Source organism: Streptomyces sp. NPDC055815 (assembly GCF_053616475.1).
In genome coordinates this window covers 1-26,879 of the sequence record NZ_JBSHDU010000011.1, presented here as the reverse complement: position 1 = coordinate 26,879, position 26,879 = coordinate 1, and the positions used below count along the sequence as shown (strand labels likewise).

Sequence of the window (26,879 nt, the reverse complement as noted above, 5' to 3'; positions counted from 1 at the left end):
TGGAGAACGGCGTTCATGAGGCCCTCATCAAGAACCGGGCCAGCGCCTCGGTAAGGGCCTCCGCCTGCGCGGCCGTCAGCGGGCCGACTTCGAGCAGTTCGTCCAGGCAGGCGCTGCACAGGTCCCCGCGCGAGGGCCTCGCGGTCACGTCGATCCGCTGGCCACCGAGCCGATCGTGCAGGAGGCCGGCGAGCGCGTCCGCGATCACGTACAGCTCCCGACCGCCGAAGGCGATCAGCTCGACGTCGGGCTCGCCCAGCGCCACGCGGACCCGCCTTGCGTCGTCGAGGGTGAGGCGCAGTCCCCAGACTCGGTCGTGTACCGTCCGCAAAGCTCCTGCATGTACGAAGCCGCACGCCTCCAGGACCTTGGACATCTCCCGGACCAGAGCGCGCAGCGGCGACAGCCCGGCGATCACGACTTGGACGAGCTTCCTGACGTCATCGACGGTCCGCAGCGTCACGACCACACCACGGCTGAAGTCGTGGCAGTGCTGCTCGACCTCGGCGTGGACTCCGGCTCGGTCGAGCACGTGGCGGACGGTCTCGACGACGTCGGGCGCCGTCGCGTCGAGACCGGGGCACGCCAGCACGTCGCCCTCGTACGACAGGACCCGCACGCGGTGTTCGGAGCTGTACAGGAGCGTGTGGGCACCGGGGGCGTCGTGCAGGACGTCTCGAAGGTCGTTGACGGCGTCACCCAGACTGGCGCTCCAGCCCTGGGAACGGGCGGTGGGACCTGTGGGCATGATGGGCTCCGTGGATTGCGAAGCTGCACGCAGGGCGGACAGGTGATTCCCTGCCACCGCGACGAGGCCGAAGGCGGCCAGAATCAGCAGTGAGATCGGGTTCACCCGTGTACCTCCATCGCAGTTGATGGCCCTCCGCCGGGCGCTGCCGGATTCGCACGGGGTCGCTTCTCCGGGTGCGCCCGGCGGAGAGGGCTTGGGGCGCAAGAGCCGACCGACTGTGGGGGCAGATCGGCAGCTTGGCGCCGACGCAGCGCCACGCCGCGGTGCCGGGCCCGGGGGAGAAGGAGCGCGTCCGCCGCCGAGGAGCCTCGGTTTCCCCGGCAGCGACGGAAGAGCCGGCCTCTCCTGGCGCCGGACGGACGGCCGGACCGCCGGGCAGAGCGATTCGACGATCACGGAGGGAGGGCGCGTCATAAGGCGTCACCTGCCGCCAGGTCGAGCAGGTCTAGAAGGGCCTGGGCGTAGCGACGCAGGTAACCGACCACGTCGTCCCCACGGGGCATCTCCTCGTGGAGCGCACGCGCCTGTTCGATCAGCCCGGTCGGGACCGGACAGACCTGGACAATCACTCGGTTGATGGTCGGCTCGGTCGCGCGCCTGAACTGGAAGACGATCCAGGACACATCGTCCTCGGAGAACGCAGCGGCCTTCATCGTGATGTCCCGGCGGCGCCGTGGCCGGTACGGAAGGCGGTCCAGCAGAGCACTGGCGGTGGACGGTGCCGCAGGGGACGCCGGCGCGCGACAGGGGTCCATGACCGCGTCGATGGCGGCGAGCAGGCCCTCCTCGTCGTCCGGCGTGCCGTCCGCCACGGACCGACGGAGCGCCGTCACCACCTTGGCCATCGTGCTCACGTCACGGCTGGCGACCAGCATCAGAAGCCTTCCGTCGGGACCGGCAGGACGGCCGGGGCCGCGCCGTCGTTCGCGCTCGTACCCCAATGCCGCGTCAGGACCGCTCCCCGGCGAAGCCCCCGCCCGCCGAGGTCGGACGAGACCCATATCTGGGCGGGCACGAGGCTGTTGTCACGGACAAGGGCGACGGTTTCTCGGGCCGACGAGACGACGGAGCGGGACCCCACAAGGCGGCTGGCGCAACTGCTGTGGACAGCAGTACGGCGGCGGAGGTTCACAACCTTGTCCCTTCACCGGGGACGTCCACTTCCATCCAGACCGTCTTTCCGCGGCCCGGGCCAAGCTGGACTCCCCAGGCCGTGGCCAACGCGTCGACCAGAAACAGGCCCCGGCCTCCCTCACGCTCGTCGCTCGGCGGGCGCTGGGACGGCTGCTTGCTGGAAGGGTCCTGCACCTCGACCCGGAGGCGTCCGCCGGAGTGGGTGACCTTCACCGCGAACGCCTTCACCGCCTGGTGACGGCAACCGTGGGTCACGGCATTTGCCATCAGTTCATGGGCTCCCAGGGCAACAGCGTCCGCGATTGTCTCCAGTCCCGTAAGCGCCATCAACCGGTGAAGCTGATGCCGCGCCTGGGAGACCGCTGCCGCCTCCGCTGGGTACACCGCCACAACCTCGAAGGCACGCCTCCGACCCGAGACCGGCACGGTTTCGACGAGGTCAATGGGATGGGGACCACTGAGTTTGCGAACTGCCACCTCAAGGACTCCGCCCAGTCGCTGAAGAGCGGCGTCGGAGGATTGCACGTTCGTCAGCTCCCCGTCACACGGCGTCGGCTCAGCGGTGCTGGCGGGGGTGCCGAGATGTATGTCGACGATGTTGCGCACCTGCGGGCGACCGTCGTGCACCACCGTGGCGGTGCCCAGCTGATGGAGGCCGGTCGTGCGGTAGTTCACGTTCATCAGCTCCCCTTCTCGAACCCCATGGGGGCCAATTCCGGTCACTGTCCGAGCTCGTAGGCGTGACGTGGCCGATTCCGTTGCATCGCGGGCGGGTTGGAGGAATATCGTCTTCACGAGACAACCGCGTTCGAGGACCAGTCGGTATCCCGCAGGGGTCACGGACCCAATGAACGCGATGAAAGATCGTTTCGGGGACAGGGGCGCACCATGGGGCGCACGCGCAACCTCAAGCTGGAGACCGTCGCACGGGAGCTGGGCCTGTCGCAGAGCCGTCTGGCCGCGCGTATGAGCGCCGTAGCTGCCGAGAACGGAGCCAGCGAACTGCAGAACGTGACGCAGTCGCACATCGCCCGCTGGATCGGAGGAACGCGTCCCACCGGGCGGGCACCCGTTATTTTGGCCGAGACGCTCTCGCGCGGCCTGGGCCGCGTCATCACGCTCGCCGACATCGGGCTGGAACCGGAAGACGGTGCTGCGCCGCAGGCTCCAGGGTGGAGCGTCGACACCCTCACGACGCTGGCGACCCTCGGGAGCACGGACATGGACATAGAACGGCGCCGGGTGCTGGTGCAGTCGGCCTACTCGGTCGCAGGTCTGGCGCTCCCATCCGAGACGTGGTGGCAGGAAGCTGCGGAGCGCGCCCGCGCGAGGAAGCCCCTCTCGCAGCACACCGTCACCGTCGCCGACGTCGACAGCGTGCGCGAGATGACGGTGTTCCTCTCGCGCCGGGACCAGGAGCGCGGCGGCCGCGGCGTAGGGCGGGCAGCCCTCGTTGCATACCTGCGCACCGACGTCGCCGAACTCCTCGCCGGCCGGTTCCCGACTGACGACGTGCGTCGGGCCATGACCTCTGCCGCAGCCGAGCTCGCCTACCTCGCGGGGTGGACATCCTTCGATGCGGGCGAGCACCCCATCGCCCTGCGGTGGCTGACCCTGGCGACCGAGCTCGCTGAGGAGGCCGGCGACGCTCCGCTCGCCGGACACGTGCTGCGGGCCATGGCCCACCAGGCTGTCGATCTGAAACAGCCGGCGGAAGCCGTACGCCTGGCCGAGGGGTCGCTCTCCGGTCGTCGCTACGCGGAGGCGTGCTGGCGGGAGAAGGCACTTCTGGGCGTTGTTCACGCCCGCGGCCTCGCGGCCGCGGGGTACAAGAAGGAGGCTGCAGCCGCGCTCCTTCAGGCCGAGAGCGACCTCGGCCGGGCCACCGACGGGGGTGAACCGGCCCGTGTCTGGTTCTTCGGCGAGGCAAGCCTCGCCCACGAAACGGCTGCCGCACTGAGGGACCTCGGCGACATGAAGGGCGCCGAGCGCGAGTTCAAGCGCAGCGTCCGCACCCGCCGGGAGCAGTTCAAGCGGACGCACTCCGTGACACTGGGGTACCTCGGCGATGTCCAGGTCCGGCAAGGACAACTCGAGGCGGCCTGCTCCACTTGGTCCCAGGCGCTCGATGCGATGACCGGAGTGCAGTCCGGCCGCGCTCGGGAGACCGTCGTGCAGATGCGCCGTGCCCTGAGCCCGTTCCGCAACCGGGGCGGCAGCCCGGCGGCCGAACTCGACGCAAGGGCCCGAGCAGTGCTCCAAGTCGGCTGACCCGTACGGTAAGGAAGCCCGGTTCAGGGGGCATCCGCCCCCGAACTGCAGCCATCTCAGGAGAGGCAGCGCGTGTTCAACGAGTACATTCAGGTGCCCGTGATCGCCACCGTCGTCGGAGGCCAGACAGGCCGCCTCGACGACTACAAGGGTGGCGTCGAGTCGATCATCCGTCTCGTCCCGAGCATCCCCGAGAGTGCCCTGGAAGGCATCGACGAGTTCAGCCACCTCGAAGTGATCTGGCACTTCAGCCTGGGCTCGGACAGCGACGTCGAGTTCGAACCGCGAAGCCCGCGAGGAAACCCGGACTGGCCTGCCACCGGCGGGCTCGTACACCGAAACCACCGCCGCCCGGCCCGCATCGGCACTTCGTACCCCCGGCTGCTGCGAGTGGAAGGCCGAGACCTGCACGTCACGGACCTCGACGCCGACGAAGGCACTCCTGTCATCGACTTGGCACCAGTCTTCCGCGAGATGCTGCCCCGCGGCTCCGTCCACCAGCCCGAATGGCCCACCGACATGCTGCAGAACTACTGGAAGGACGCCGGCGAGCGCCCCTGAGGCGCACCGCGTTCCCGAGCTGATGCCGGGAGCAGGCGGACGGCTGCCGACGAGGGGCCTGGACCGGAGTGCGAGGCTGCTGCGCTCCCATGGGCTCATGGGCGCTCCGGTCGAGATGATGCGGGCGTGGTGGGATCGCAGGCCCTGAACGGCTCGGATGGCAGGGCCGGCGGGGTGGTGGGGAAGTGGGTCCAGACGATCTTCCCGCGTGGCCGGCGGGGTTCGATGCCCCAGCGGTCGGCGAGTTCGGTGACGATCACCAGACCCCGGCCGGTCTCGTCCGCCGAGGCCGAGCTGGCGGGTTCGAGCTGGGGCTGGCGCGCGTTGCGGCTGTCGTGGACTTCCAGGCGGATCCCGTCGGCGTCGGGCTCAAGGCGGACGAGGAAACCGTGCTCGGCATCACTGCCGTGGGCGAGCGCGTTCGTGGCGAGTTCCGAGACGACCAGGCGCATGTCGCTGGTGTCCTCCAGGCCCCATGCCGTCAGCGTCCGGGTGGTGAAGTCACGTGCTGCTTTGACCGATTCGGGTTGGTGCTCGAAGAACCTCTGTGTCGCTTCAGGCATGGGGGCCTCACGTGTCGTGGTCCATGGCGGGGGCGGGGCTGCGGCGGCGGGCTCGTGGGGCCTGGCCCCAGCAAGGCCGGAGGCATCCGAGCGAGGGCCCCGGACCAGCAGCAGCCGGGCGCCGGAGGTGGTAATCCGGGCTTGGCGGGGGGCGGCTATCGCCTTCGGCCCGAGGTGCGAGAGGGCGGGCAGGACGACGCCGTACGTGCCGTGCAGTTCCAGGACGTCCAGCAGACCGGTGAACGCGGCCGACCGCTCGGTGTCGGCCGTCCGTTCGGTGAAGACCCCGTGCAGGGCGAGCTCGTGCCGACGGCAGTACTCGGCCAGAGCGTCGTGCAGCGCGTCCTGACGGGCCCGGGAGCCCCGCACCAGCCTCAGGAAGCCATAGACGACCGGGCCGCTGACGCCGCGATGCTCGGTGAGGGGCTCCATCGTTCGCAACCATCCAAAGGTCCGGTAACTGGTATCACCGGTCAGCCTGGCCTGGCCCTAACCAGGGGGGAATGACCGCCTGTTGCACTTCCGTGGCACTTGCGTCCCCCCGCCCCGGCCCGACGTGCTTCGATGACGGCGGGAAGGGAGCGACGTGTGGCGACCGTGCACCACTGGACCGGGCTGGAGGCCAAGGCACTCCGGCTCGCGCTGCGGCTGAGCGTCCGCGCCTTCGCCGAACATCTCGGCGTCGGCGTGAGGACCGTCTCCAAGTGGGAGAAGCTCCAGGCGTTAACCGAGCCCCGCCCGGATACCCAGGCGATCCTCGACACGGCGCTGGCCCGCGCGGACGCCGCCGCCCATCTGCGGTTCGAGACGTTCCTGTCCGAAACCGGACGCCCCGGGACCGAGACTGCAGACCGGCGGGTGACGCCTGCCGGGCCGCTGGCCTGGGAGTACGAGTCGTGGACCGACGACCTCGACCGGGCCGTGGTTGCTCTGTCCCGGCAGGACTTCACCTTCGCCGAGAGCCTTATCAGCAGGTGGACCAGCCGCTTCACCCCGCTCAGGCTCGATGATCGGGGCCTGTATCTCTTCGCCCGCTCGACCGCCCTCCTCGGCGACCTCCAGCGCGACCAGGGCAGCGTGGTCGGGCCGCTGTCCGCCCAGCGCTCGTATGTCACCGCCAAGTCGCTGTTCACCCAGCTCGACATCCCCCGCCGGATCGCCCAGCTCGACCTGTCCCTGGCCGTCGTCGCCGAGATGTCCGGGAAGCTGGAGACAGCCGCCGGCCAGTACGAGCACCTCGCGGTCGACGACCGGCTCTCCCGCCGCGACCGGGCCAGATCCCGACTGTGGGTGGGGACCGCGCTGAGCAAGGACGGCCAGCACGACTACGCGACCCGCGTGATGCTGGCCGCGACCCGCGACTTCGAGGACCTCGCCGAACCGGAGGACTGGTCGGTGGCCCACCAGAAGATCGCTCTGGCCCACCGAGGCGCCGGCGACCTCTCCTCCGCCCTGCACTTCATCACCGTCGCCCGCGGCACCGCCACCACCGACGCCCCCATGCAGAAGGTCCGCCTGGACACCGCCCACGGCCACATCCTGCTGAGCGACCCCGCGACCCGCGATGATGGCCTTCACGTCCTCGACAAGGCCGCGAACATGGCCGCCCGCTTCGGGCTGTCCCACCAGCTGGCCAGCATCGAGAACATCAAGGCCATGAGCACGGGGCCGTCCGGCCCCGTCATCCGGTGACCAGGGAGAGACCAGCGTGGGCGACAACCAGCAGACCATCACCGAGGACCAGTGGCGCCGGACCAAGCTGATCTGGGACTACCACCTCATGGGCCACCAGCTGCGGCCCACCGACGTGGCGATCGGCCTGGGCAGCCACGACCTCGGCGTCGCCGCGGCCACCGCAGACCTCTATCATCGCGGCCTGTTCCCGACGCTGGTGTTCACCGGCGGCAACAGCCCCACCACTCGGGCTCGGTTCCCCCGCGGTGAGGCCGTCCACTTCCGCGAGCACGCGCTCGAACTCGGCGTCCCCGACGCCGCGATCCTCGTCGAGCCGAACGCCGCCAACACCGGCCAGAACATCACCCTCACCCGCGAGCTGCTGGCCGCGGCCGGCATCGTCCCGACGACGGTGCTGCTGGTCTCCAAGCCCTATATGGAGAGGCGGTCCTTCGCCACCGCCCGCAAGCTGTGGCCCGACGTCGAGATCGTGTGCGCGTCGGAACCGCTCGAGCTGGACGACTACTTCAAGAGCATCGGCGACGAGAAGCTCGTGGTGGACATGCTCGTCGGCGATCTCCAGCGAGTGATCGAGTATCCGAAGCAGGGCTTCGCCATCGCCCAGGATGTCCCGGAGGACGTGCATGCTGCATACGAGTCCCTCATCCGTGACGGCTTCACCAGCCGCCTCATCTCCTGACCAGCCCGCCTCCGGCGGGCTGTGTGCGATCCACCAGCCCAATCTGTTCCCGAGGCTGACGACGCTGGCCAAGCTGTTCGCGGCGGACACCTGGATCGTCCTCGACGACGTCCAGTTCACCCGCCGCGACTACCAGCACCGCACCCGCTTGGCGGCCCTGGAGGACGCGGATCGATGGAGGTGGCTGTCCATCCCCACCCACCTGCCCCAGGGCCGCCAGACTTCCATCCGGGACGCTCTGATCGCCGATCCCGCCCTGGCCAGGCGACGAACCGCGGCGATGATCCGGCAGGAATACCGGACCAGCCCTCACTGGGCTGCTCTCCAGACGGTTCTGGAGCCTGTCTGGGCCGCATTCGACAGCGGCCGGACCGCAGCCGTCGCCGAGACGTCCACCCGTGTCCTGCTGGACCTCCTCGGCTGGCAGGGCCGCGTCCTGACCGCCAGCCGGCTGCCCACCCGGCCGGGCCGATCCCAGCGGCTCGCTGACCTAACCAACGAGGCCAGGGCCGGCACATATCTGTGCGGGACCGGCGGGATGACCTATCTCGACCTTGCCCCGTTCACCGCCCGCGGCATCACCGTCGCCCCGTTCCTGCCCCCGGCCGCCGGCATCTGGGCCTCCGCCCGGCGCGTCACCGCACTGTGGGCCATGGCCCACCTCGGTCCCGCTGACCTGGCCGCCCAGCTCCGGGCCTTCACCGACGCCCGGGCCTCGCCCAAGCCGTTGCCTGGGCACGGGGCGGCGAACCGGGTGGAAGTGTCGTGCGCATCGCGGAAGTTCGAGGAGCACATCCGCACCGAAGCCCTGATCGCCACCCGTCCATAGGCCGATAGTGCCGGGGCCGAAATCGGCCGCCCGTCACGGAGGTGCCCTGTAGCGTGACCCGCCTTGACGATCGGAGGAGAGCCATGCCTGAGAAGACCGCAGAGTCCGGCCGTGCGTACGCCGCTCACTACGCCGACGTTCACCTGATCGTCCGCCGGGGCGACGAGTTTCTGATGGGGCGACGCCGCAGTCAGCCGGTGTTTCCCGGCATGTACCAGGTACCAGCCGGGCTGATGGAGGAACACGAGCCCGCCACGCTGGCAGCCGCCCGGGAGTTCACCGAGGAGACGGGCACCACCGTCGACCTCTCCGACGTGCGGTTCGTGCACCTGATGCACCACGTCTCCACCCACGATGGGTCACGGCGGATCGCCTTCTTCTTCGAGGTCGACCGCTGGCACGGCCAGATCGGGAACCCCGAGCCGGACAAGTGCGAGGGCTGGCAGTGGTGCAAGCCCAGCAGCCTTCCCGTGCCTCTGCCTCCGTACCTCGCGGTCGCGCTGCAGCACATCGCCGACGGCGTCACGTACAGCGAATGCGCCTGGCCATCCGCATGAGTGCCGGCGACACGTGGATGCGGCCGGTGCGCAGTACCGGGCACCAGCCGCACGCTGCTGAAATCTCTGAGAATGGAAGAACGCATGCCAGTCCGGGAGTTGGCCCGTCGGGCCGTGGTCGCCGATGCGCCCGAGCTGGTCAGGCTGCGATGGATCATGTTTGGGTCGCCTGGTACAGCGCCGGCCCCGCGATGGGCGGCGGACTGCACGGCGGCATTCGCCCAGCGCCTCGACGACCCGCTGTTCGCCATCTTCGTCGTTGACACCGGGAGAGGCGGCCTGGCCGCGTGCGCCGCAGGAACCTGCACTCCTCGACTCCCCAGCCCGGGGAACAGTGCCCCCTATGCCGGGCACATCGGGTCAGTGGCCACCGACCCGGCGCACCGCCGCCGTGGATACGGCCGGGCCTGCGTCACGGCCGCGCGTGATTGGCTAGCCGGACAGGGCTGCACAGTCATCGATCTGTACGCCTCGGCGGACGGCCGCCCCTTGTACGACACGATGGGCTTCGTTGTCCGGCCCGATGTCGCGATGATCTGGCGCGCACCGAGCGCGAGCCGCGAATGGTGATCGGCCAGACCCCCGGGCAGGACTGGCAGCCCGCACCGCTGAGTGAGGTCGCCACGCTGTTCTCGAAGACGGCTGTCCCATGGTGGATCGCGGGCGGTCATGCCATCGAGCTCGCCACAGGCCGGTCGTTCCGCGAGCACCACGACATCGACGTCCTCATGCTGCGCCGAGACCAGCTCGCTGTTCAGGAGGTACTCGCCGGGTGGCAGTGCTGGGCTGCTGACCCGCCCGGGAACCTGCGGCCTTGGCGGCCCGGCGAGCTGCTACCGGTCGGCGTGCATGACGTCTGGTCCCGACCCACGGCGTCGGCGCCGTGGCGGATTCAAGTGATGCTCGACGAGGCCGAGGGCGACGAATGGGTGTCGAGGCGGGACCGCCACGTGCGGTACGGCCTCGCGGACCTGGGGGCAGTTTCCGCGGCCGGCATCCCCTACCTGCGGCCGGAGATCCAGCTCTACTACAAGGCGAAGCAGCCGCGGCCCAGGGACGCGCTCGACTTCGCCGCGGTGCTGCCGATCCTCGACGCCGGACAGCGGGCATGGCTCGTGCAGTCGATCGGCAGCACGTACGGGCCGCACCCGTGGATCGAGCAGCTCGGCGGTAGGTGCTGAGTCCGTCGCAGCGCCGGCTCAGCTGACCGGCTGGGCGTGGGGATGGGCCTCGTGCCAGGCATCCCAGACGTCGCTGTGGAGTCGGCCTCGCGGTGGCACGTCCATGCCCTGGTCCTTGGCCCACCGCCGCACCTCGGCCACTGCCGGTGTCGTCGCGGTCTTTTAGGGCTCTGGTCGGCGGCGCGCGGCGGTCACCTCGTGACCTGCGGGGGAGAGATAGTCGGCGCCCTCCGGACAACCGAACCAAGCCTTCCAGTCGATCGCCCGGAGGCCCTGGTCGATGGCCCGCCATATCTCTTCGTCGCGAGGGTGCATGCCCGTGATCATGACGCATCCGCAGGCGAGGATGCGGGGATTTTCCCGAACGTCTGGTGCATCTTCCTGGCCTGCCCTGGATCAATCCCTCGTCCGGTCCACACCACACCACAGCAATAGCGGACAGCGACCGCGGATCGCGCGACGGCGACCCTCGTATGTCTATTTGCGGGGCAGTTCTTATCGCTCCCAAAGTGGTCGACTTCCCGGCGGATTGATAGTGCACATTCGCCCACGGCAGACGAGAACCGACGGCAAAAGACTGGAACCTCGGCTGGGGCCATGTCAATGTACAACGTCCCGAAGATGAAAGTCGGACGAGGAGCTGCTCGACGGGCAGGGAGGAAGATATGGAAATCCCAGACTTGTGCGATTGGCGGTCTGGAGTGGTTCCTGCCTAGGAGGTTCGCGTGTCTGATCCCGCTATTTGATCTGCTCGTTTCTCGCCCCTGTCCTCTTTGTTCGCGGCGGATTGAGCGCATGGTCCGGAAAAATTTCTGGTGGCGAAGGCGCGGTCACCGCCGACTGTGCGTCTGCGCCTGCGCGGCTGGCCTATTTGGTGATCCAAGGTGTTGCGAGCTCATCGGCGCGGGGCGCGCAACATAGCCCACGATCGCCGGTTGGCCAAACCGGCGATCCTCGCGACCATTGATGTTCGTCCGCATCGGCCGTGCTTGGTAGTGGAGCCGACGGACGCACTGTCCCGGGACTACGCAGTGCTTCCTTGCGATTTGCACCTGTGTAGCCCTTCCTGTCCCCGACTGAAAGGAAGAAATGGCTCGTCCCCCTGCGCTGAAACTCGCTGAGGTCCTGGCGGAGATCCGCATGAGTCCCTCGGCGTTCTACCGTCTGCGTGCCCGCAACCAGGCTCCTCGAATGATCAAGCTGCCGAACGGCGAACTCCGCTGCCGTCGTGCCGACCTTGACGCCTGGTGGCAGGCGTGCGAAAGGGATACGCCTGAATGGCGATGAGTTACAAGGTCCGCTTCTGGGATATCCGGGAGCGGCCGAAGCGTCGCAAGCCGTTCGAGGTCCGATGGACGGTCAACGGCCGCGAGCGGTCGGAGTCCTTCATCACCAAGGGACTGGCCGAGAGTCGACGAGCGAAGCTCATGACGGCCGCGCGTGACGGTGAGGCGTTCGACGAGCAGACTGGTCTGCCGGCCTCCGAGATCCGCGCCATTCGGCAGCGGACCACCTGGTACGACCTGGCTCATGCCTACATCGATGAGCGATGGGACCGAACGCCTGGCAACACCCGTCGTACCCTCGCTGATGCACTCGCCACCATCACGCCCGCGCTGGTGAGGCGCGAAGCGTGCTACTCGGAGCCGAGGGTTCTGCGGCGCGCGCTGTATTCATGGGCGTTCAACAAGCGAGCCTGGGAGAGTGAGCCGTCCGCCGAATGGCAGCATGCCCTCGACTGGATGAAGCGGCACTCCCTGCCCGTCAGTGAGCTGATGGAACCAGACGTCGTGCGCAGGGCGTTGGACGCGCTCGGCCGGAAGGTCGACGGAGAGTCCGCCGCGGCGAAGACCGCCCTGCGGAAGCGATCGGCCTTCAGCGAGGTCCTCGGAACTGCCGTCGACAAGGGATACTTCGCGGAGAATCCGCTCGCAAGGGTCAAGTGGCAGGCTCCTGGGGTGAGCGAGGAAGTGGACCCGGCCTGCGTGCCGAACCCGACCCAGGTTGCTCGCCTGCTGACCGCTGTTGGCAAACAACAGGGCCGCGGCCCGCACCTTGAGGCGTTCTTCGGCTGCATGTACTACGCGGCCATGCGTCCGGCGGAGGTCATCCACCTGCAGATCTCACAGTGCCATCTGCCGAAGAGTGGCTGGGGCATGCTCAACCTGAGCGGAGGTGTCGTCACGGCCGGCAAGGAGTGGACGGACGATGGCGCGGTCCACGAAGTGCACTCCTTGAAGCGGCGAGCCGTCAAGGCCACACGTCCCGTGCCGATACCGCCGTCGTTCGTGCACACACTGCGAAAACACGTCGATCGCTTCGGCGTTGCGTCCGATGGCCGAGTGTTTCGCAATGAGGCCGGCGGCTACGTTGATGCAGCGGCCTACGGCAAGACGTGGGAGCGGGCTCGTAAGAAGGTCCTGGCTACCAATGAGCAGCCGACGCTGCTAGCCAAGAGGCCCTATGACCTCCGGCACGCCGGGATCTCGTTCTGGCTGCACTCCGGCGTGGATCCTGCCGAATGCGCGCGCCGGGCTGGTCAGAGCATCCAAGTGCTCTTCCAGTACTACGCCAAGTTCCTGGACGGTCTTCAGGAGCATTCCAACCGGCTCATCGAGGAGTCGATGCAGGAGTGGAGCCAGCGCAGCGAGGACAGCAGCGCCAAGGGCTGAGCCGCAATCTGGCCCGTGTATGGCCCGGAACTGCTGGTCAGGACTGGGATACGGGTGGGATGAACTGGAAGAAGAGGGGTATTTCGACGCCTCCCCCATGGAAAGGCTTGAGCGCTCCAAGAAGGCACTTGACCCGGGGAAAACCCCAGGTCAGGCGCCTTCTTCCGTGCCGCTAGAAGAAGCCCAGCTTCTTCGGCGAGTAGCTCACCAGCAGATTTTTCGTCTGCTGGTAGTGCTCCAGCATCATCTTGTGGGTCTCTCGGCCGATGCCCGACTGCTTGTAGCCGCCGAAGGCCGCGTGGGCCGGGTAGGCGTGGTAGCAGTTCGTCCAGACGCGGCCCGCCTGGATCGCGCGGCCCGCGCGGTAGGCGGTGTTCGTGTCGCGGGTCCAGACGCCGGCGCCGAGGCCGTAGAGGGTGTCGTTGGCCGTGCGGATCGCGTCGTCGAAGTCGGTGAAGGACGTCACCGCCACCACCGGGCCGAAGATCTCCTCCTGGAAGATCCGCATGCGGTTGTCGCCTTCGAAGATGGTGGGCTGGACGTAGTAGCCGCCCGACAACTCGCCGCCGTGTTCGACGATCTGGCCGCCCGTCAGGATCTTCGCGCCCTCCTGCTGGCCGATCTCCAGGTACGAGAGGATCTTCTTGAGCTGGTCGGCGGAGGCCTGTGCGCCGATCATCGTGTCCTTGTCCAGGGGGTGGCCCGGGACGATCTTCTCCGTGCGGGCGACCGCCGCTTCCAGGAAGTCGGCGTAGTGGCCGCGCTGGACGAGGGCGCGCGAGGGGCAGGTGCAGACCTCGCCCTGGTTCAGGGCGAACATCGTGAAGCCTTCCAGGGCCTTGTCCCGGAAGTCGTCGTCCGCCGCCCACACGTCGTCGAAGAAGATGTTGGGGGACTTGCCGCCGAGTTCGAGGGTGACCGGCTTCAGGTTCTCGGAGGCGTACCCCATGATGAGGCGGCCTGTCGTCGTCTCGCCCGTGAAGGCGATCTTCGCCACCCGCGGGCTGGACGCCAGCGGCTTGCCCGCCTCCTCGCCGAAGCCGTTGACGACGTTCAGGACGCCCGGCGGCAGCAGGTCCGCGACCAGGCTCAGCCAGAAGTGCACCGAGGCCGGGGTCTGTTCGGCCGGCTTGAGGATCACCGCGTTGCCGGCGGCCAGCGCCGGGGCCAGCTTCCAGACCGCCATGAGGATCGGGAAGTTCCACGGGATGATCTGCGCGACCACGCCCAGCGGCTCGTGGAAGTGGTACGCGACGGTGTCGTCGTCGATCTCGCTCAGCGCACCCTCCTGGGCCCGCAGCGCCCCCGCGAAGTAGCGGAAGTGGTCGATCGCGAGCGGGATGTCCGCGGCCAGCGTCTCCCGGACGGGCTTGCCGTTGTCCCAGGTCTCGGCGACCGCGAGCGCCTCCAGGTTGCTCTCCATGCGGTCCGCGATCCGCAGCAGGACCGCCGCCCGCTCGGCCGGAGCCGTCCGCCCCCACGCCGGGGCCGCCGCGTGCGCCGCGTCGAGGGCGCGTTCCACGTCCTCGGCGGTGCCGCGCGCGACCTCCGTGAAGGGCCTGCCGTCGACCGGGCTCGGGTTCTCGAAGTAGCGGCCGGCCGCCGGGGCGACGTACTCGCCGCCGATCCAGTGGTCGTAGCGGGCCTGGTACGACATGAGCGCGCCCTCGGTACCGGGTGCGGCGTAACGGGTCATGGATGGCCTCCCTGGGACGCGCCGGCCGTCCCTGGCCGGCGCTCACGCCCGAGTGTGCGGGCGCCTACGTTGCAAGTCCGTTGCACCGGCGGACAGTTCCGACTCCAGGGCGTCCAGCCTCGCCCGTACGGGAGAAAGCTGGGGCGCCGGTACCGCCGCGCACAGCGCCCGCCAGACCACCACGTCGTCCTCGCCCCAGGCGCTGTACGCCCAGTCGGCGAGCAGCCCCGGATCACCCCGGTCGACCAGCGCCGCCCGCAGCCGGTCCGCGAGCCGTTCCCGCAGTCGTACGACCCCGGGCGCGGTCGACGCGGGAAGCAGCGGCCCCGCGTAGTCCCCGGCCGCCGCCGCGACGGCCCCCGAGGCGAGCCGCCGGTCGACCGTCGCGAAGTCCGCGTCCACCGCCCCCGAGAGCCGGTACGGACGCGACCGCAGCGCGTCCGGACCGAGCAGCGCACGCAGCCGGGACAGCTCCGCCCGCAGCGTCACCGGGGTCACCGACTCGTCCTCGTACAGGAGGGTCAGGAGTTCGTCGCCGCCCACGCCCTCCGGGCGGTGCGCCAGGACCACCAGGATCTCGCTGTGCCGGCGGCTGAGCCGCAACCGCCGCCCGCCCACCGACAGCACCGCCTCGTCCCGGCCGAGCGCCGACAGCCGCAGCCGGTCCGGATCCGGGGCGGGCCCGAGCAGCGCCAGTTGGGACTCCGCCGCGCGCGCCACCGCCTGGACGAAGCCGAGGCTGTGCGGGTGCGCGAGCCGCTCCCCGCCGGTGATGTCGACCGCGCCCAGCACCCGTCCGGTGCGCGGGTCGTGCACGGGGGCCGCCGCACAGGTCCAGGCCCGCACCGAGTGCCGGAAGTGCTCCGCGGAGACCACCTGGACGGGACGGTCGACGGCCAGGGCGGTACCCGGGGCGTTCGTGCCCGCTGCCGCTTCCGACCAGCGGGCCCCGGCCACGAAGTTCATCCCCCGGGCCTTGCGCAGGGTCCCCGGATGCCCTTCCACCCAGAGCATCCGCCCGGCCGCGTCGCAGACCGCGAGGAGGTGCTCCCCGTCCGTCGCGTACGCCCCCATCAGCTCCCGGATCACCGGCATCGCCGCGGAGAGGGGGTGCTCGTCCCGGTACGCGGCGAGCTCGTCCTCGTCCAGTTCCACCCGCGCCGCCCCGTCGGGGCTCACGCGCGCGCGCACCGACCGGCGCCAGGACGCGGCCACCAGCGGGCGGGCGTCCGGGGTGGGCCGGCCGGCCTCCCCGGTCGGGCCGACGTCCCCCGCCGGCGCCCGCTCCGTCCGTGGCTCCCCGCCCACCCGCGCATCGTTCAACTCGGCCTCCTCGTCGAGGTCGTCCCGGCCCGTCGCGCTCATCGTGGTGCGCCCGCGGGCCGCCGACAAGCCACCCCGCACCACGGCATATGCACCCTGTCCGGGACCGGCCCCCGACCGCTCACGTAGAGTGGGGCTCGGGCCGTGACTGGCGCTTGAGGTGGATCACCACCGGGGAGCGGCCCGGCGGAGCGTGCCCCCGTGGCGCGACCGTGCCGATGCCGTGCGCCTGGGCGAACCACCGGTCAGAGACGACGCCCAGGAGCAGCCATGTCCACCAGCACCGCCACCCTCATGGACGGTACGGCCCTCGCCCGCCGCACGGTCGAGGAGACCGCCGCCCGAGCCGCCGAGATCACCCGCCGCACCGGCGTCACCCCGTGTCTCGCGACCGTCCTCGTCGGCGCGGACCCGGCCTCCGTCACGTACGTGAAGATGAAGCAGAACCGCTGCGCGAAGGCCGGAATCCGCTCCAAGCACGTCGAGCTGCCCGCCGAGACGACGACCGAGGAGCTCGTCGCCGCCATCACCGCCCTGTCGGAGGACCCCGAAGTCCACGGCATCCTGCTGCAGCACCCGGTCGGCCCGCACATCGACGAGCGCGCCGCCTTCGAGGCGATCGCCCCCGAGAAGGACGTCGACGGCGTCACCATGGCCTCCTTCGCCGCCATGGGCTTCGGTCTGCCCGGCTTCGTCTCCTGCACGCCCGGCGGCATCATGCGTCTCCTCGACGCCTACGACGTCGAGCTCAGCGGCAAGCGCGCGGTCGTCGTCGGCCGCAGCGCCATCCTCGGCAAGCCCGCCGGTCTGCTCCTCCTCGGCCGCGACGCCACCGTCACCTACTGCCACTCCCGCACCCAGGACCTCTCCTCGGTCGTCCGCGAGGCCGACGTCCTCGTCGCCGCCGTCGGCAAGCCGAACTTCATCAAGGGCGAGGACATCAAGCCGGGCGCCGTCGTCATCGACGCCGGCTACAACCCGGGGAACATCGGCGACGTCGACTTCGCCTCCGCCGCCGAGCGCGCCTCCCTCATCACCCCGGTCCCCGGCGGTGTCGGCCCCATGACCATCGCCGTGCTCCTCGCCCAGACGGTCGAGGGCGCGGAGCGCCAGCTCGGCCTGTAGGCAGTCATGACCGGGCGGCGGCGGTGACGGGGGAGCGGCGGTGGCGGGAGCGCGTGCGCTCGGCGATGGTCACGATTCCGTACCTGCCGCGTCCGACGGGCGGTGAACGCCCGCCGCGCCGCCGCCGAGGGGCGATCCTGGTCCCTGTGCCCCACCCGCCGAACGTCACTCCGCCGACCGAACCGCGCCGCCCGGGCGTGTCCGGTCCCGCCAGCGGGGAACCTTCGACACGCCCGAACGTGGCGGGCCAGTGCGAGCCGGGCCAGTGCGAGCCGGGCCAGAGCGAGCCGGGACAGAGCGGGTCGGGCCTGAACCCGCCGGGCCTGACAGCGCAGGGCTCGAACGCGCCCGGCCCGAGCGCGCCGGACCTGAACGCGCCTGGCCCGAGCGCGCCGGGACCGATCGACGGCCACAGCGCCGACCCTCGCCTCACCGAGCAGCTCGTGCCGGGTGCCGAAGCCGGGTGGCCGGCCCGTCTCGTGCGGCTCGGCGCGCCCCGGCCGGGACCGGCGGCGCGGCGCGCCCGCTGGTTCGGCGTGCCGCTGGTGCCGCTGCTCACGGCCGCCCTGGTGGCCGGCGCCTTCCTGACCGCCCGGGGCGGCGCGGAGGGCGGCGGACTCGCCGACGGCCGACCGGGCGGCGACCCCGTCGGAGTGCCGTCCCCCGTCGTCACCGGCGGTACGGGATCGCCCGCCCCCGCCCCGACGACGGGAGCGCCGAGGGCCGACACGCCGACCCGTACCGCACCCGAGGACCGCGCGGAGCACCCGCGGGGCAGCACCTCAGCGGGCCCCTCCCGGTCCGGGACGGCCGGCCCCACGCCCACCGCCGCCACGCCCACCGCCCCCACGCCCACGGCCGCCGGCTCCCCGGCGAAGGAACAGCCGGTCTCCTACGAGGTGCTGCGGGTCGGCGACTGCTTCGACATCGACCGCGACGCGCCCGGCACCGCCCTCCGTCGCGCATGCGACACGCCGCACCACGCCGAACTCGTCGCCCGGCTCCCCCTGGTCGGCACCTTCGCCACCGACCAGGCCGTACGCGAGGCGGCCACCCTGCTCTGCCGCGAACCGCTCCGCCGCAAGGCCGCCCGGCAGCCGCTCGGCACGCGCTGGACGACCTTCGCCCAGTACCCGTACCTGACGAGCCACCTCCTCGGCGCGGACACCGTCGCCTGCAGCCTGGCCGCCACGAGCGGCACGATCAGCCACCGCCTCCAGTAGCACCGGCGGCGAACGCCGCCGCCAGGGCCGCCGCCGGGTCACGTTCCGCCGGACCGGCCGGGGACCAGCGGGCCCCGGCCTTCAGGTACGGCCACCAGCGACCGTCCTCGCCGAGCCGCAGCTGCGCCTCCGCGCCCACGACCGTCCACCGGGCACCGCCCGCGCGCCGGAGCGCCGGCCGCTCGTCGTCCGCCCAGGCCTCCGCGAGCCGGACCCCGGCCCGGTCGAGCGCCTCCGCGTCCGGCGTCCACTCCTCCTCCAGTACGGCGAGGGCGGCGGCGCCCCCGAACCGCCACGCGCGCGTGGCCAGGTCCAGCTCCGTCCGCGACCGGCCCGAACCGGACGCGAGGCGCCCCGCGATCCACGGAACGGGAGCGCCCGCCGCCAGCCTGACCGCGTCCTGAGCGACGGTCAGCGGAGCCTCGACCGGATCCGCCGAGGTCCCGTGCGCGCCACCGGCCCCCAGCGCCGCGCCGAGCAGTCGGTACGCGCGCGTGGCCGCGTCCTGCGCCAGGAACTCGAGGGCCGCCGGATCGACGCCCGGCTCCGGCGGCGTGTCCGTGTCCAGGGACGGCGGCCGCCCCGGCGCGGCCGGGGCGGCCGGAGGGGCGGGCAGCGGCGGCACGAGGAAGGCCGCCGCGAACACCTCCTCGGCCGACACGCCGGGCATCCCGCCGGCCCCGTCGAACCCGCCGCCCGTCTCCTCCCCGCCCCGCGCGGACGGCGCGGCGGCTCGCGCCGCACTGCGCTCCTGCAACTGCTCCAGGAGGATGCGCTCGCCGCGCCCCCGCATCAGCAGAAGGACGAAGGGGTCCTCGTCGAGGAGGCGGGCGACCTGGTAGCAGAGCGCCGCCGTGTGCGCGCAGTGGTCCCAGGCCTCGCAGCCGCACTCCGGGTCCAGGTCGCCGATGCCCGGCAGCAGGTCGAGCCCGGCCGCCGCCGCGTCCTCCACCAGGTGCGGCGGCATGTCGCGGTCGAGGAGAGCGGCGATGTGGCCCGCGCTGTCGACGGCGAGGCCGAGGAGCCGCTCCCACTGCTCCTCCGAGAACTCCCGCACCAGCACGTCGGCGCGGTACGCCGTGCCGTCGCGGTCCTTGACCAGGGCCGTGATCCGGCCGGGCCGCACCGAGACGGCGCCCACCGCCCCCGCGCGCGCGTGGCGCCGCCCCGCCTTGAGCTGCTGCCCGTCGAGCGCGGAGTCCTCCAGGGCCTTCAGCCACGCGCGTCCCCACCAGGTGCGGGTGAAGCCGCCGCCGAGCACCGGCGGAAGCGCCGCGAAGGTCTGTTCGTCGTCCCCACGGCCGTGGCCATGACCGTGGCCGTGGGCCTCTCCGTACGCGCTCATCGTCCGTCCCCTCGCAGTCGCACCAGCTCCGCCAGTTCGGCATCGGTCAGTTCGGTCAGTTCCGGCGGCGCGTCCCCGCCGGTTCCGAGGACGGTGTCCGCCAGTTCGCGCTTGCGGTCGAGCATCGCGGCGATCCGGTCCTCGATCGTGCCCTCGGCGATCAGCCGGTGGACCTGCACCGGCCTGTCCTGCCCGATCCGGTACGCACGGTCGGTGGCCTGTGCCTCCACCGCGGGGTTCCACCACCGGTCGTAGTGCACGACATGTTCGGCGCGGGTCAGGTTGAGCCCCGTCCCGGCGGCCTTCAGGGAGAGCAGGAAGACAGGGACGTCACCGCTCTGGAAGCGGGCGACCATCGCCTCGCGTTCGGCGACCGGCGTGCCGCCGTGCAGGAACTGCGTGCGCACGCCCCGAGCCGAGAGGTGCGCCTCCAGGAGCCGCGCCAACCCCACGTACTGGGTGAAGACCAGGGTGCAGGCGCCCTCGGCGAGGATCGTGTCGAGGAGTTCGTCGAGCAGCTCCAGCTTGCCCGAGCGGCCCTCGATCCGCGGCCGCTCCTCCTTGAGGTACTGGGCGGGGTGGTTGCAGATCTGCTTGAGGCCCGTCAGGAGCTTCACGACCAGGCCCCGGCGCTCCATGCCGTCGGCCTCGGCGATCGCCGCGAGGGTCTCCCGCACCACCGCCTCGTACAGACCGGTCTGTTCGGGCGTCAGGGAGACGGTCCGGTCGGTCTCGGTCTTCGGCGGCAGCTCGGGTGCGATGCCGGGGTCGGACTTGCGCCGGCGCAGCAGGAAGGGGCGTACGAGCGCACCGAGCCGCTCCGCTGCGGCCGGGTCCTGCCCGCCCTCGACGGCGGCGGCGAAGCGGGTCCGGAAGGCGCCCAGGCCGCCGAGCAGCCCCGGCGTGGTCCAGTCGAGGATGGCCCACAGCTCGGAGAGGTTGTTCTCCACCGGCGTGCCGGACAGCGCCACGCGCGCGCGTGCGCGGATGGTCCGCAGCTGACGGGCCGTCGCCGAGTACGGGTTCTTGACGTGCTGGGCCTCGTCCGCGACGACGAGCCCCCAGTTCCGGGCGGCGAGCCGCTCGGCGTCCAGGCGCATCGTGCCGTACGTGGTGAGCACGAAGCCGCCGTCGGCGACCTCGTCCAGGTCGCGGGCCGCGCCGTGGAAGCGGCCCACCGGGGTGCCCGGCGCGAACTTCTCGATCTCCCGCTGCCAGTTGCCCATGAGCGAGGTCGGACAGACGACGAGGGTGGGGCCGGCGGACGCCGGGTCGGTCTGCCGGTGCAGATGCAGGGCGATGACCGTGATCGTCTTGCCGAGGCCCATGTCGTCGGCCAGACAGCCACCAAGGCCGAGCGAGGTCATCCGGTGGAGCCAGTCGAGCCCGCGCAGCTGGTAGTCGCGCAGGGTCGCGGCCAGCGCCGGGGGCTGGGTGACCTCCGGCCGGCCGCCCTCGGGTTCGGCGAGGCGCTCCCGCAGTCGCTCCAGCCAGCCGGTGGCGGCCACCTCGACGGAGCGCCCGTCGATCTCGGTCGTGCCGGTGAGGACGGCGGAGAGGGCGTCCACCGGAGTGACCTTCCGGTCCTGCTGGGCACGGGCCCGGCGCACCTCGGCCGGATCGACGAGGACCCAGCGGTCGCGCAGCCGGACCAGTGGCCGTCCGGCCTCGGCGAGCCGGTCGAGCTCGGCCCGGGAGAGCACGTGGTCGCCCACGGCGAAGCGCCAGTTGAAGGCGAGCAGGGAGTCCGCGGCGAGGAAGGAGGGCAGGGCGGACCCGGAGACTCGCGCGCCCTCGGTCTCGGAGGAGCCGTCCGCCTCGGAGGCGCTGTTCGCCTCGGCGGAGCCCGATCCCACCGTGCCGTCGACAGCCCGTCCGAGACCGTCAGGGAGCCCGGGGCTCCCGTCTGAGGCCTCCTGCGGGCCGATCACCGCGCCGGCGGTCAGCCGGTCCGCGAGCTCGCGCGGCCAGTGGATCTCGACGCCCGATGCGGCGAGGGCCTCGGCGGCCGGGCCCAGGAGCTCGGCGACCTCCTCGTCGGCGAGTTCGACGGTGTCGGGCACGGCCGCCGACAGGAGCGGAGACAGCGGCGGCCAGGCCCGGGCGGCGCGCCGGAGCGCGAGGAGGGCGTCCATGCGCGCGCGGGGGCCGAACGCGGCCCCGGCCCGGCCGGAGCCCGCCCACACCTCCGCCGCGTCCGCGACCAGGGTCGGGTCGGCGACCCCGTGCAGCTGGAGCACCGCCCGGAAGGCGGGCGCCTCCTGCGGGTCCGCGCGGAATCCGGGCAGTTCGAGCCGGAGGGAGAGCCGGACGCCCGCGTCGTGCACCGCCGCCACATCGGCGGCCCAGGCGCGCTGTTCGGGCAGGCTCTGCGGTGCGTCGGCCGCGAAGGCGGGCCCGCCGGCGGCGAGCGGGGCCGCCGGGGTACGCGGCAGCGTGTCGGCCACCGCGTCGGCGAACGCCCGGAGCAGCGCCTCGGGCTCGGGCAGCAGCAGCGGTTCGTCGCCCACGAGGGGCACGGCGTCGGACGAGGCTGCGTGGACCGACAGGGGTACGGAGTGCGCCTCGGGCGGCATCGAGGCGGCGAGGGTGCGGAGTTCGGCCAGATCCGCGGGGCCCAGCGGGCCTGCGCGCCAGGCGTCGTGGTCGCCGGGCGTGAGGCCGGGCAGCAGCAGACCGCGCGAGACGAGGTCCAGGGCGAGCAGGGACGCGGCACCCCAGAAGGCGGCCGCGGGGGAGGCGGTGTCCGAGAACCGGGCGCGGGCGAGCAACGGCAGGGCGTCCCGTACCGACAGGGTGCGGGCGGGGACGGTCACGGCCCGGAGCGGGTCGCCCTCCACGACCGTGATCGTCGTGTCGCCCGGGCCGGCGCCGGCGGCGTCCGGCAGGGGCTCGCCGTCCGGTGACCAGAAGGCGACCCGTCCGGCGCGGGGCGGATCGGCGGGGAGGAAGACGGCGGAGTGAAGGAGGAGTTCGGGGCTGGGGGAGGGTGTTCGGGGGGCGGGTTCGCGGGCCGGTTCATGGGATCCGTGCGAGAGCGACAACGCATTCCTCAAATTTGACTACCTGACGACCGAGTCGCCGAGGATACCCCGCGAAGTCGCCGGACGTGCGCCCCCGCCGAGTGATCCGCGCCACACGCGCCCGGCGCTCGTGCAGGGGGAGGGCCGGCCGCCCGCCACACGCGCCCGGCGCTCGTGGAGAGGGAGGACTCACCCACCGCCGCACGCGCTCGGCGCTCCTGGAGGGTAGGGCTCGCCCCACCCCCGCCCCCCGGTGCGCCCCCGGCGGTGGACGGGTGGTGACGCCATGGCCGCGGACGATCACGGATCCGTACGTTTCTGACAGGCGCCCACCGACCCACCGACCGACAGAAACCGGAGCCCGCCATGTCCCAGGCCACCGTCCTGCCCCCGGCCGCCGCACCCCTCGCGGCGCCCGCCCGCGCCCGGGGCGGCAGCGAGTTCAGCCCGCTCCTGCGGACGGTCAGGGAACAGGGCCTCCTCGAACACCGCCCCGGCTGGTACGCCCGCGGCATCGTCGTCAACCTCCTCGGCATCGCCGCCGTCGTGGCCGGACTCGTCCTGACCGGCCCTTCCTGGTGGGCGCTGCTGCTCGCCGTCCCCCTCGCCCTGTTCTCCGCCCGAGCCGCCTTCGTCGGTCACGACGCGGGCCACGCGCAGATCACCGCGAACCGCAGGGCCGGCCGGATCCTCCAGCTCGTCCACGCCAACCTCCTCCTCGGCATGAGCCGGGAATGGTGGAACGACAAGCACAACCGCCACCACGCCAACCCCAACCACCTCGACAAGGACCCGGACGTCGTCGCCGACATCCTGGTCTTCGCCGAGCACCAGACGGCAGGCCGTACGGGTCTGCGCGGGTTCCTCACCCGCCACCAGGCCTGGCTGTTCTTCCCGCTGGCCACCCTGGAGGGCATCGCGCTCAAGGTGTACGGGATCCAGTCGCTGCTCGCGAAGGACGGCCCGTTCCGCACCCGGCGCGAGCGACTGGTCGAAGGCTCCCTCCTCCTCGCCCACTTCGCCGGATACGCGACGCTTCTCCTCACGCTCCTGACGCCCGCCCAGGCCCTCGTCTTCGCCCTCGTCCACCAGATGCTCCTGGGCGTGCACCTCGGCATGGCCTTCGCCCCGAACCACAAGGGAATGGACCGGCCGGACGAGCACGAGGACGGCGACAGCTGGGGCCACCTGCGCCGCCAGGTGCTCACCTCGCGCAACATCCGGGGCGGCGCCCTGACCGACTGGTTCCTCGGCGGGCTCAACTACCAGGTGGAGCACCATCTGTTCCCGAGCATGCCGCGCCCGAACCTCCGTCTGGCGCAGCCCGCCGTGCGCGCCCACTGCGCCGCGCTGGGCGTCCCGTACACGGAGACCGGCTTCGTGGACTCGTACCGCCAGGCCCTCGGTCATCTGCACGAGGTGGGCGCGCCGCTCCGTTCCGGGGCCGCCGAGTAGGGTCGTACACCGAGGCGCGATGTGATCATCGGTCCGGGCGGGCGCGTCGTCGCCCGGAGCGGCAGAGAAGGGGAGCTCTCAGCATGAGCAGCGGCACCGTCACCACGGTCAGCAGCAACGGCACGTACGCGTTCACCAAGCCCAACAAGGAGGGCATCACCCTCCTCGCCGGGCTCGGCGTGGAGGGCGACGTCCACGCGGGCGTGACGGTGAAGCACCGGTCCCGTGTCGCGCAGGACCCCACCCAGCCCAACCTGCGGCAGGTCCACCTCATCCACGCCGAGCTCTTCGACGAGGTCGCCGGCGCCGGTTTCGAGGTTGCCCCCGGCGACCTCGGCGAGAACGTCACGACCCGGGGGATCGACCTCCTGTCCCTGCCCACGGGCACCCTCCTGCACCTCGGCGCGGAGGCCGTCGTCGAGGTCACCGGACTGCGCAACCCCTGCGCGCAGATCGACAACTTCCGGCATGGTCTGCTCAAGCAGGTCCTCGGCCGCGACGAGAACGGCGAGATCGTGCGCAAGGCGGGCATCATGGGCGTCGTGCTCGCGGGCGGGGAGGTGCGGCCCGGCGACCCGATCCGGGCCGAGCTGCCGGCCGAGCCGCACCGCCCGCTCGAGCGGGTCTGAGGGGTCCCGGGTTTCACCCCTCCAGAGCGCAGGAATTGACCACGTCACCGCTCGTGGGCCGCGGAATCGTGCGGTCCGCGGGCGGCGTCGTCCCCTCCTCCACCCAGCGCGTGAGGGCGTCGAACGCGGAGCGGTAGCACGGCAGGATCGGGCGCAGCCGGTCCGGATACGTGTTGTACAGGCCGTCCGTGTGCGTCCCGTCCTGCACCGTGTAGTAGCGGTGCAGCCCGCCCCGGCCACGCTCGTCGATCATCCGCGCGTACACATCGGAGTCCGTGGAGATCGGCAGCAGCGTGTCGAGGTCGCCGTGGAGCGTGATCAGCGGCTTGCCGATCCGTCCGGTGAGCGCGACCTTCGCGACCGCGCGGTGCACGGACGCGGGCCGGGAGGCGTAGTCGTAGGAGGCGTCCGAGGCACAGGGCGCGAAGATCTGCTCCACGGTCCCGCCGGCCGTGGAGCCGGGGCAGGCCGGGTCGTACGAGGGGTCGAACTCGGCCCGGAAGAGCTTCTGCGTCAGACCCCAGTAGGCCTTCTCGTGGTACGGCCACAGGAAGCGCGAGCCGGGCGCGAAGCCCGCCGCGATCAGGTCCTCGTCGGTGGCAAGACGCTGGGTCCTGGCCACCGTCACCGGCAGGCTCGTCAGCAGGTTCGGGCCGCGTGTCGTCCACAGCACGCCCTCCCAGTCGACGCCGCCGTCGTACAGCTCGGGCCGGTTCTCCAGCTGCCAGCGCGTGAGGTAGCCGGCGTTGGAGATGCCGGTCATGTACGTGCGCTCCGGCGCCTGGCCGTAGCGCTGCCGTACGACCTTCTTGGCGGCCCGCGTCAGCTCGGTCACCCGGCGGTTCCACTCGGCGACCGCGTCGCCGGGCTCCCGCCCGTCGGTGAAGAAGTCCGGGCCGGTGTTGCCCTTGTCGGTCGCGGCGTAGGCGAAGCCGCGGGCGAGCACCTGGTCGGAGATCAGCGCGTCCGTGGAGTACTGGCGGCGTGAGCCCGGGGCGCCGGTGACGACGAGCCCGCCGTTCCAGTGGTCGGGCAGCCGGATGACGAACTGCGCGTCATGGGCCCAGCCGTGGGTGGCGTTGAGGCGGGAGTCGTCGGGGAAGTAGCCGTCGATCTGGACGCCCGGCACTCCCGAGGGGTTACGGGTCGCCTTCGAGGCCAGACCGGCCTGGTCGGCCAGGTCGGTGTACGGGGTGCCGGCGAGCCCGGTGGTCGTCAGGTCGTCCAGACAGGCGGACTGCTGACGCTCGGCGCCGGGCACATGGATCCGGTCCTGACGCGCACAGCGCGAGGCGGCAGGCGCCTCCGCCCCGGCGGGGCTCGCGGGGCCGAGGACGGTCACCCCGGTGAGGAGCGCGGCGAACAGGGAGACGCCTGGGAACAGGCGCATGGTGAGCCTCCGATGGGACGACGGAAAAGGGGTGCGGCGCCACATCGTGCGGCGCACCACCACCGTCGGACCATGGCTCGGAACCACACCGCGGGCCCTCGTCCTATGGGGCGTGGAGACGGGTGGAGGTCCTCAAGAGGCGCGTACGGCCATCGCGTCCAGCGCTTCGAGGAGGGCGGGCAGCTTCGGCCCCCGCGTCACGGGCAGCACCTCGCGCGGCGCCTCGTCGAGGAGGACGAACGCCATGTCGTCCGCCTTGGCCACGAGCGACCAGCCGGGACCGTCGGCGCGGAGCATCCCGGCGGACGCGCGGACCCTGCCGACCGGCGGAGGCTCCTCCAGATAGCCGCGCAGCTCGTCCAGGGCCTTCCGGACGCCGGTGTACGGGCCGGGGACGGCGCCGCCGGTAGCGGCAACGCCGGGTGCGGGGGTCTGGGACGGGGGCTCGGGCTGGGGCTGTGTCTGGGTCTGGCCCTCGTTCCGGCCCTGACCCTGGTCCCCGGCCCCGGCCGACGGCGGTCCGGCGGCCTCCGCGGGCTCCGGGACACGAGGGGCCGCGGGTTCCCCGCTCTCGTCGCCCACCCGGGCCCGCCAGGCCTCCCACTGGGCCGCCACCTCGTCGGCGCCCAGCCGGCGCTGCGCCGGGCCCCACTCCTCGCCGGAGGGCGGGGCGAGAGGCGCGGGATCGCCCTCCTCCGGCTCCGGGTCGTGCGGGGCCGGGACGCCGGGGGCGACGGTCGCCACGGGGAGCGGCCAGCCCGGCAGCCCGGCGACCGC

25 protein-coding genes and 1 riboswitch are annotated in these 26,879 nt (G+C 71.7%); of the genes, 14 read left to right on the top strand and 11 right to left on the bottom strand.

The features are described 5' to 3' along the window. Positions 1-13 precede the first annotated feature (13 nt). The 3 genes from ACWGN5_RS10305 to ACWGN5_RS10295 all read right to left on the bottom strand — a co-directional run bounded on the left by ACWGN5_RS10305 (position 14) and on the right by ACWGN5_RS10295 (position 2,566). Complete coding sequence (locus ACWGN5_RS10305) at positions 14-748, bottom strand: hypothetical protein (RefSeq protein WP_453513216.1); 735 nt, start codon at positions 746-748, stop codon at positions 14-16. Between the two features lie 413 nt (positions 749-1,161). Beyond that, positions 1,162-1,626 (bottom strand): hypothetical protein, encoded by a 465-nt coding sequence (locus ACWGN5_RS10300; protein WP_453513214.1) that lies wholly within the window; start codon positions 1,624-1,626, stop codon positions 1,162-1,164. Positions 1,627-1,879: 253 nt separating this feature from the next. Next, complete coding sequence (locus ACWGN5_RS10295) at positions 1,880-2,566, bottom strand: ATP-binding protein (protein WP_453513212.1); 687 nt, start codon at positions 2,564-2,566, stop codon at positions 1,880-1,882. 207 nt (positions 2,567-2,773) lie between these two features. On the opposite strand from ACWGN5_RS10295, the gene ACWGN5_RS10290 reads away from it, so the two are divergent. Together ACWGN5_RS10290 and ACWGN5_RS10285 are read left to right on the top strand one after the other, a co-directional pair. Next, positions 2,774-4,156, top strand: a complete 1,383-nt coding sequence (locus ACWGN5_RS10290) for a Tat pathway signal protein (RefSeq protein WP_453513211.1) — start codon at positions 2,774-2,776, stop codon at positions 4,154-4,156. Positions 4,157-4,228: 72 nt separating this feature from the next. Beyond that, the gene (locus ACWGN5_RS10285) at positions 4,229-4,717 is read left to right on the top strand and encodes a TrmO family methyltransferase domain-containing protein (RefSeq protein WP_453513209.1); all 489 of its coding nucleotides are present in this window, start codon (positions 4,229-4,231) and stop codon (positions 4,715-4,717) included. A gap of 95 nt (positions 4,718-4,812) precedes the next feature. Here ACWGN5_RS10285 and ACWGN5_RS10280 read toward each other — a convergent pair whose 3' ends face one another. Beyond that, positions 4,813-5,712, bottom strand: a complete 900-nt coding sequence (locus ACWGN5_RS10280; RefSeq protein ID WP_453513207.1) for an ATP-binding protein — start codon at positions 5,710-5,712, stop codon at positions 4,813-4,815. Positions 5,713-5,868: 156 nt separating this feature from the next. Between ACWGN5_RS10280 and ACWGN5_RS10275 the strand changes: the two genes are divergently transcribed. The 6 genes from ACWGN5_RS10275 to ACWGN5_RS10250 all read left to right on the top strand — a co-directional run bounded on the left by ACWGN5_RS10275 (position 5,869) and on the right by ACWGN5_RS10250 (position 10,221). Further along, a complete protein-coding gene (locus tag ACWGN5_RS10275; RefSeq protein WP_453513205.1) occupies positions 5,869-6,972 on the top strand; it encodes a helix-turn-helix domain-containing protein in 1,104 nt (367 codons plus the stop codon). 16 nt (positions 6,973-6,988) lie between these two features. After that, a complete protein-coding gene (locus ACWGN5_RS10270) occupies positions 6,989-7,654 on the top strand; it encodes a YdcF family protein (protein WP_453513203.1) in 666 nt (221 codons plus the stop codon). Beyond that, entirely contained in the window at positions 7,623-8,483 is an 861-nt protein-coding gene (locus tag ACWGN5_RS10265; protein WP_453513201.1) for a WbqC family protein, read from the top strand. The genes ACWGN5_RS10270 and ACWGN5_RS10265 overlap by 32 nt, the downstream gene beginning before the upstream one ends. Positions 8,484-8,566: 83 nt before the next feature. After that, complete coding sequence (locus tag ACWGN5_RS10260) at positions 8,567-9,040, top strand: NUDIX domain-containing protein (RefSeq protein WP_453513199.1); 474 nt, start codon at positions 8,567-8,569, stop codon at positions 9,038-9,040. Positions 9,041-9,112: 72 nt separating this feature from the next. After that, positions 9,113-9,610 carry a GNAT family N-acetyltransferase gene (locus ACWGN5_RS10255; protein WP_453513197.1) on the top strand — a complete coding sequence of 166 codons (498 nt, stop codon included), beginning with the start codon at positions 9,113-9,115 and terminating at the stop codon, positions 9,608-9,610. Further along, a complete protein-coding gene (locus ACWGN5_RS10250; protein ID WP_453513195.1) occupies positions 9,604-10,221 on the top strand; it encodes a nucleotidyltransferase domain-containing protein in 618 nt (205 codons plus the stop codon). Before ACWGN5_RS10255 ends, ACWGN5_RS10250 begins: the two co-directional genes overlap by 7 nt. Positions 10,222-10,239: 18 nt before the next feature. On the opposite strand, the gene ACWGN5_RS10245 is transcribed toward ACWGN5_RS10250, so the two are convergent. Then, positions 10,240-10,362 (bottom strand): Lsr2 family DNA-binding protein, encoded by a 123-nt coding sequence (locus tag ACWGN5_RS10245; RefSeq protein WP_453513192.1) that lies wholly within the window; start codon positions 10,360-10,362, stop codon positions 10,240-10,242. A gap of 948 nt (positions 10,363-11,310) precedes the next feature. Here ACWGN5_RS10245 and ACWGN5_RS10240 point away from each other — a divergent pair. Beyond that, positions 11,311-11,508, top strand: coding sequence for a helix-turn-helix transcriptional regulator (locus tag ACWGN5_RS10240; protein WP_073224270.1), 198 nt, complete (start codon positions 11,311-11,313; stop codon positions 11,506-11,508). Beyond that, on the top strand, positions 11,499-12,893 hold the full coding sequence (locus ACWGN5_RS10235; RefSeq protein ID WP_453513190.1) for a tyrosine-type recombinase/integrase: 1,395 nt from the start codon (positions 11,499-11,501) through the stop codon (positions 12,891-12,893). The genes ACWGN5_RS10240 and ACWGN5_RS10235 overlap by 10 nt, the downstream gene beginning before the upstream one ends. A gap of 172 nt (positions 12,894-13,065) precedes the next feature. Here ACWGN5_RS10235 and exaC read toward each other — a convergent pair whose 3' ends face one another. Continuing rightward, positions 13,066-14,589: an acetaldehyde dehydrogenase ExaC gene (exaC, locus tag ACWGN5_RS10230; protein WP_453513188.1), complete on the bottom strand. Its 1,524-nt coding sequence runs from the start codon at positions 14,587-14,589 to the stop codon at positions 13,066-13,068. A gap of 42 nt (positions 14,590-14,631) precedes the next feature. After that, a complete protein-coding gene (locus tag ACWGN5_RS10225) occupies positions 14,632-15,954 on the bottom strand; it encodes a GAF domain-containing protein (RefSeq protein ID WP_453513185.1) in 1,323 nt (440 codons plus the stop codon). A 92-nt stretch (positions 15,955-16,046) separates the two neighbouring features. Next, a riboswitch (ZMP/ZTP riboswitch) is annotated at positions 16,047-16,154 on the top strand. A 28-nt stretch (positions 16,155-16,182) separates the two neighbouring features. Between ACWGN5_RS10225 and ACWGN5_RS10220 the strand changes: the two genes are divergently transcribed. Both ACWGN5_RS10220 and ACWGN5_RS10215 read left to right on the top strand, forming a co-directional pair. Beyond that, positions 16,183-17,037 (top strand): bifunctional 5,10-methylenetetrahydrofolate dehydrogenase/5,10-methenyltetrahydrofolate cyclohydrolase, encoded by an 855-nt coding sequence (locus ACWGN5_RS10220; protein WP_041133111.1) that lies wholly within the window; start codon positions 16,183-16,185, stop codon positions 17,035-17,037. Positions 17,038-17,276: 239 nt separating this feature from the next. Further along, complete coding sequence (locus ACWGN5_RS10215; RefSeq protein WP_453513181.1) at positions 17,277-18,260, top strand: hypothetical protein; 984 nt, start codon at positions 17,277-17,279, stop codon at positions 18,258-18,260. On the opposite strand, the gene ACWGN5_RS10210 is transcribed toward ACWGN5_RS10215, so the two are convergent. Continuing rightward, positions 18,241-19,605, bottom strand: coding sequence for an SWIM zinc finger family protein (locus ACWGN5_RS10210; protein WP_453513179.1), 1,365 nt, complete (start codon positions 19,603-19,605; stop codon positions 18,241-18,243). The two genes, ACWGN5_RS10215 and ACWGN5_RS10210, sit on opposite strands and share 20 nt — an antisense overlap. Continuing rightward, positions 19,602-22,649, bottom strand: a complete 3,048-nt coding sequence (locus tag ACWGN5_RS10205; RefSeq protein ID WP_453513176.1) for a DEAD/DEAH box helicase — start codon at positions 22,647-22,649, stop codon at positions 19,602-19,604. The genes ACWGN5_RS10210 and ACWGN5_RS10205 overlap by 4 nt, the downstream gene beginning before the upstream one ends. A 345-nt stretch (positions 22,650-22,994) precedes the next feature. Between ACWGN5_RS10205 and ACWGN5_RS10200 the strand changes: the two genes are divergently transcribed. Together ACWGN5_RS10200 and ACWGN5_RS10195 are read left to right on the top strand one after the other, a co-directional pair. Continuing rightward, complete coding sequence (locus ACWGN5_RS10200; RefSeq protein ID WP_453513173.1) at positions 22,995-24,083, top strand: fatty acid desaturase family protein; 1,089 nt, start codon at positions 22,995-22,997, stop codon at positions 24,081-24,083. 83 nt (positions 24,084-24,166) lie between these two features. Continuing rightward, the gene (locus ACWGN5_RS10195) at positions 24,167-24,712 is read left to right on the top strand and encodes an MOSC domain-containing protein (protein WP_453513170.1); all 546 of its coding nucleotides are present in this window, start codon (positions 24,167-24,169) and stop codon (positions 24,710-24,712) included. A gap of 13 nt (positions 24,713-24,725) precedes the next feature. Here ACWGN5_RS10195 and ACWGN5_RS10190 read toward each other — a convergent pair whose 3' ends face one another. Both ACWGN5_RS10190 and ACWGN5_RS10185 read right to left on the bottom strand, forming a co-directional pair. Further along, positions 24,726-26,102 carry a tannase/feruloyl esterase family alpha/beta hydrolase gene (locus ACWGN5_RS10190; RefSeq protein ID WP_453513167.1) on the bottom strand — a complete coding sequence of 459 codons (1,377 nt, stop codon included), beginning with the start codon at positions 26,100-26,102 and terminating at the stop codon, positions 24,726-24,728. Positions 26,103-26,234: 132 nt separating this feature from the next. Continuing rightward, the coding region (locus tag ACWGN5_RS10185; protein ID WP_453513164.1) for a hypothetical protein at positions 26,235-26,879 on the bottom strand (645 nt) is incomplete at its 5' end.